Genomic DNA, 4,854 nt, shown 5'->3' with positions numbered 1-4,854 from the left:
ACCACCGCCGAGGGTGCGACGTTCGAGATCGACCACGGCATCGTGTCGATCGCCTCGATCACGAGCTGCACCAACACCTCCAACCCGTCGGTGATGATGGCGGCCGCGATGCTCGCCAAGAACGCCGTCGAGCGGGGGCTCACCGTGGCCCCGTGGGTCAAGACCTCGATGGCTCCGGGGTCCAAGGTCGTCTCCGACTACTACGAGAAGGCGGGCATGTGGCCCTACCTCGAGAAGCTCGGGTTCTACCTCGTCGGCTACGGCTGCACGACCTGCATCGGCAACTCCGGCCCGCTCAACGAGGCGATCTCAGCCGCCGTCCAGGAGCACGACCTCGCCGTCGTCTCCGTGCTGTCCGGCAACCGCAACTTCGAGGGCCGGATCAACCCCGACGTCAAGATGAACTACCTCGCCTCGCCGCCACTCGTCATCGCGTATGCGTTGGCCGGGACGATGGACTTCGACTTCGCCACCCAGCCGCTCGGGCAGGACACCGACGGCACGGACGTGTTCCTCGTCGACATCTGGCCGTCACCGACCGATGTCGAGGCCACCATCTCCACCTCGATCAACCAGGAGATGTTCACCAAGGACTACGCCGACGTCTTCGCCGGCGACGAACGCTGGCAGTCGCTGCCGACGCCCGAGGGCTCGACCTTCGCCTGGGAGGCGGACTCGACCTACGTCCGCAAGCCCCCCTACTTCGACGGCATGACGATGGAGACGACCCCGGTCGCCGATATCGCCGGGGCGCGGGTGCTGGCCAAGCTCGGCGACTCGGTCACCACCGACCACATCAGCCCGGCGGGGTCGATCAAGGCCGACAGCCCGGCGGGAAAGTACCTCGGCGAGCACGGCGTCGACCGCAAGGACTTCAACTCCTACGGCTCGCGCCGCGGCAACCACGAGGTGATGATCCGCGGCACGTTCGCCAACATCCGGCTCCGCAACCTGCTCCTCGACGGGGTGGAGGGCGGCTTCACCCGCAACTGGCTCCAGGGTGGTGAGCAGACGACGATCTATGACGCGTCCGCGGCATACCAGGCGGCGGGCGTACCGCTGGTGATCCTCTCCGGCACGGAGTACGGCTCCGGCTCGTCGCGCGACTGGGCGGCCAAGGGCACGCGGCTGCTCGGGGTCAAGGCCGTCATCGCCGAGAGCTACGAGCGGATCCACCGCTCCAACCTCATCGGGATGGGCGTCCTGCCGCTGCAGTACCCCGCGGGCCAGAACGCCGACTCGCTCGGCCTCGACGGCACCGAGACGTTCGCCATCACCGGGATCACGGCCCTCAACGAGGGCAGGACCCCCAAGACGGTCAAGGTCGTCGCCACGAAGGAGGGCGGAGCGACGGTCGAGTTCGACGCGGTCCTGCGCATCGACACCCCCGGCGAGGCCGACTACTACCGCAACGACGGCATCCTCCAGTACGTCCTGCGCTCGCTCGTCACCGCCTGACCCACGCCGGGGTCTGTCGGTGCCCCTGTCGGCGCTGGACCGTCCTCGCTCAATGTGAGAGTGTTCTCTCGATAGAACACTCTCACGGCAGGAGCGACCGGTGGGCAACCTGTACGACGACATCGAGCTCGACGCGGTCGGTATGCGGGTGCTCGCCCATCCGGTGCGGCTCGCCATCCTCACCCGGCTGCAGCGCCGTGGCGCGGCGACCGCGACGATGCTCGCGCCCGAGGTCGGGGCCACCCCGTCGGTGACGAGCTGGCACCTGCGGCACCTGGCGAAGCACGGCCTCGTCCGGGACGCGGAGCAGGCCGGCGGCTCCGGCCGCGAGCGATGGTGGGAGGCGGCGGGCCGCGGGTTCCGGTTCACCGGTGGAGGTGAGGCGGCCCGGGCGTTGACCCAGGTGATGAAGGAGGTCGAGGGCGACGTCGTCGCCCGCTGGCGCGCCGAGGTCGAGCCGACCCTCGAACAGGAGTGGCAGGAGGCGGCCGGTCGGTCGAACACGCGGGTCCTCGTCACGGCCGACGAGCTGGCCGACCTCGAGGCGGCGATCGAGCAGCTGCTCGCTCCCTATGTCCTGCGCAAGGACACGCAGGTTCCTGTCCCCGGCGCCCGCGGGGTCCGCATCCTGCGACACACGATGCCGGAGGCGACGCCGTGAGCGACTGCCCGCTGTGGAGGGAGCGCCGGTTCTCGACCTACTGGGCCGGGCAGGCCGTCTCGCAGCTCGGCGACCGGGTCTCGGAGCTCGCCCTGCCCCTGATCGCAGTGACGATGCTCCACGCGAGCGCCCCCGTCGTGGGGCTCCTCACCGCCGCGGTCTGGGCGCCCAACCTGCTCTCGCTGATCGTCGGGGCCTGGGTCGACCACCGTGACCGCAAGCGGAGCCTGCTCATCGGCGCCGACCTCCTCCAGGCGGTGGCCGTCCTCAGCCTTCCCGTGGCCCACGCCTTCCACGTCATCACCATCGGCCAGCTCTTCGCCGTGGCGCTGGTGGCCGGGGCGGGCGGGGTGCTCTACCAGACGGCCTACCCGACCTTCTTCGTCTCCCTCGTCCGCCGCGAGCAGTACCTCGAGGCCAACTCGCTCCTCAGCGGCACGCGTTCGGCCTCCTTCATCGTCGGCCCGGCGCTCGGCGGCGGGCTCGTCCAGCTGCTCACCGCACCCGTCGCGATGCTCGTCGACGGGGTCTCCTTCCTCGTCTCCGCGCTGCTCATCAGCCGGGTGGAGGTTTATGAGACCGCCGTCGTCCGCGACGAGTCGGGCGACAGGCTGCTCCGCCGGGCCCGTGAGGGGATGCGGTTCCTCGTCCACCACCCCTACCTGCGGGCGTCGCTCGCCTGCGCCACGACGATCAACTTCTTCGGCTTCGTCGTCTCGGCCCTGCTCATCCTCTTCGCCAGCCGGTCGCTCGGACTGTCCGCCGGGGTGATCGGGCTCGCCTTCGGGATCGGCGCGACGGGCGGTCTTCTCGGCGCGGTGCTGGCCTCGTCTGCCGCCAGGGTGTTCGGTGTCGGCCGGGTGATCGCCGCGGGCGCCATCCTCTTCGCCGGCCCGATGGCGTTCATCCCGCTCGCGGGCGGGACCGTCTGGAGCCGGGCGGCGGTGCTCGCGGCGGTCGAGTTCGTCAGCGCCTTCGGCGTGATGCTCTTCGACGTCAACCTCAACGCCCTCCAGACCGCGGTGACCCCGGACGACATGCGGAGTCGGGTCGCCGGAGCGTTCTCCACCGTCAACTACGGGATCCGTCCGCTCGGGGCGATCGTCGGGGGAGTCGCCGGACAGCTCATCGGCATCGGCCCCACGATGGTCACCGCCGCGATCGGGGGCAGCCTCTCGTTCCTGTGGCTGCTCCGGTCGCCGATCATCACGACGCGCACGATCGACGAGCTCGAGCCGGTCCGCGGCTGAGGCTCAGGGGTCTGGCTCACCGGTCTGGCTCAGGGTCTGGCTCAGGGTGCGTCAACCGGCAGGTGCCCGTTCTGTCCTGCCACTGGCGCGGCATACCGGACTCGTGCCGGTCGACAGTCCCGGATGCCGTGACGGCGTGAGGGGTTTACGCTCGATGCTGTTGCTCCGCACATCATTGACAGTCGTCCGTGTCGACCCGAAGAGGTGCCCCCGATGGCCAGTGCGTCCCGCCACCACCCTGACGTCCCGCTCGTCCCGTTCGCCGCCGAGGTCTCGGGGCTCGCGTCGGACAGTCCGACCCCGGCCGCCGGCCCGGCCGGTCGACACAGGGTGTCCCGACGGTCGGCCCTCGGGGTGGGCGCCGCCGCATCGGTCGGCCTCTTCCTCGGCGCGCCGGCCGCCCGAGCGGCCACCAGGGACCCGGCGCCGAGCCTCTCCTCGACCGCCGACGGGACGGCTCCGGCGGTCCCGCGGACGGCCGGAGACCAGCACGTCACCTTCACCCGCTACACCGGGACGGATCTTCGCCGCGGCACCCGCGAGGCGATCCGCTGGCAGCCGGACGGCATCCGGATCGGGCAGCACCCCGTCCCTCGCAGCTACACGGACACCTTCGCGATCGGGGGGCCGCCGTCGCCTACGACCAGGCTACCTGGACCTCCCCGACCGTGACCACGGCCTTCGGGCTGACCGAGCTCATCGCCTCGTGGGACGTCGAGACCCCGGAGCAGACCTGGGTGGAGATCCTGATGCGCGGCCGGGACGAGACCGGGACCCGCACGGGGTGGTTCGTCCTCGGGCGCTGGTGCGCGAAGGACCCGGCCGACGGCGGCGCCATCCACCGCACCTCCGTCGACAACCAGGGCACCGACGTCGCCACGGTCTATACCGACACCTTCCACGCCTTCGCCCCCCACACGCTCCAGGACTTCCAGCTCCGGATCAACCTGCTGCGACCGGCGGGCACCCGGCAGTCTCCGATCGTCCGGATGCTCGGCGCGGTCGCTTCGGGCCTGCCCGACATGACGACTGTTCCCGTGAGCCCCGTCGGCCGGGCGGCCGGCCGCGTCATCAATGTGCCGTCCTTCTCGCAGGAGGTGCACGTCGGGCACTACCCGCAGTGGGACAACGGGGGAGAGGCCTGGTGCTCGGCGACCTCGTCGGCCATGGTGCTCAAGTACTGGGGGGTCGGGCCGAGCGCCGCCGACCTCGCGTGGGTGCAGCCACCCGTCGACGGTGAGGTCGACTTCTCGGCCCGCAACGTCTTCGACTACACCTACGACGGCTGCGGCAACTGGCCCTTCAACACGGCGTATGCCGGTCGCTACGGCCTCGAGGCCTTCGTCACCCGGCTGCGCAGCTTCACCGAGCTGGAGGAGCTCGTCCGGGTGGGGATCCCCGTGATCATCTCCGTGTCGTTCAAGAAGGGTGACCTCGATGGCGCCGGCTACGGCACCAACGGGCACCTCATGGTCGTGGTCGGGT

Annotated in this window: 5 protein-coding genes; all 5 read left to right on the top strand. The window is 70.5% G+C overall.

The genetic code is table 11. The annotated features are described in order from the left end of the window. Positions 1–1,458 (top strand): aconitate hydratase AcnA (gene acnA / locus Q0R63_RS08775; protein WP_295696424.1); only part of this gene is annotated, 1,458 nt, incomplete at its 5' end. A 100-nt stretch (positions 1,459–1,558) separates the two neighbouring features. Then, positions 1,559–2,119 (top strand): helix-turn-helix domain-containing protein, encoded by a 561-nt coding sequence (locus Q0R63_RS08770; protein ID WP_295696422.1) that lies wholly within the window; start codon positions 1,559–1,561, stop codon positions 2,117–2,119. Next, the gene (locus Q0R63_RS08765) at positions 2,116–3,369 is read left to right on the top strand and encodes an MFS transporter (protein ID WP_295696420.1); all 1,254 of its coding nucleotides are present in this window, start codon (positions 2,116–2,118) and stop codon (positions 3,367–3,369) included. Before Q0R63_RS08770 ends, Q0R63_RS08765 begins: the two co-directional genes overlap by 4 nt. Positions 3,370–3,582: 213 nt before the next feature. After that, the gene (locus Q0R63_RS08760; protein ID WP_295696418.1) at positions 3,583–4,041 is read left to right on the top strand and encodes a hypothetical protein; all 459 of its coding nucleotides are present in this window, start codon (positions 3,583–3,585) and stop codon (positions 4,039–4,041) included. Beyond that, on the top strand, positions 4,038–4,854 hold an 817-nt coding region (locus tag Q0R63_RS08755; RefSeq protein WP_295696416.1), incomplete at its 3' end, for a C39 family peptidase. The genes Q0R63_RS08760 and Q0R63_RS08755, both read left to right, overlap by 4 nt.

Source organism: Lapillicoccus sp. (assembly GCF_025353065.1).
GTDB lineage: Bacteria > Actinomycetota > Actinomycetes > Actinomycetales > Dermatophilaceae > Lapillicoccus.
The sequence above is the reverse complement of the archived record's forward strand: the minus strand, read 5'-3'. Positions and strand labels throughout refer to the sequence as shown.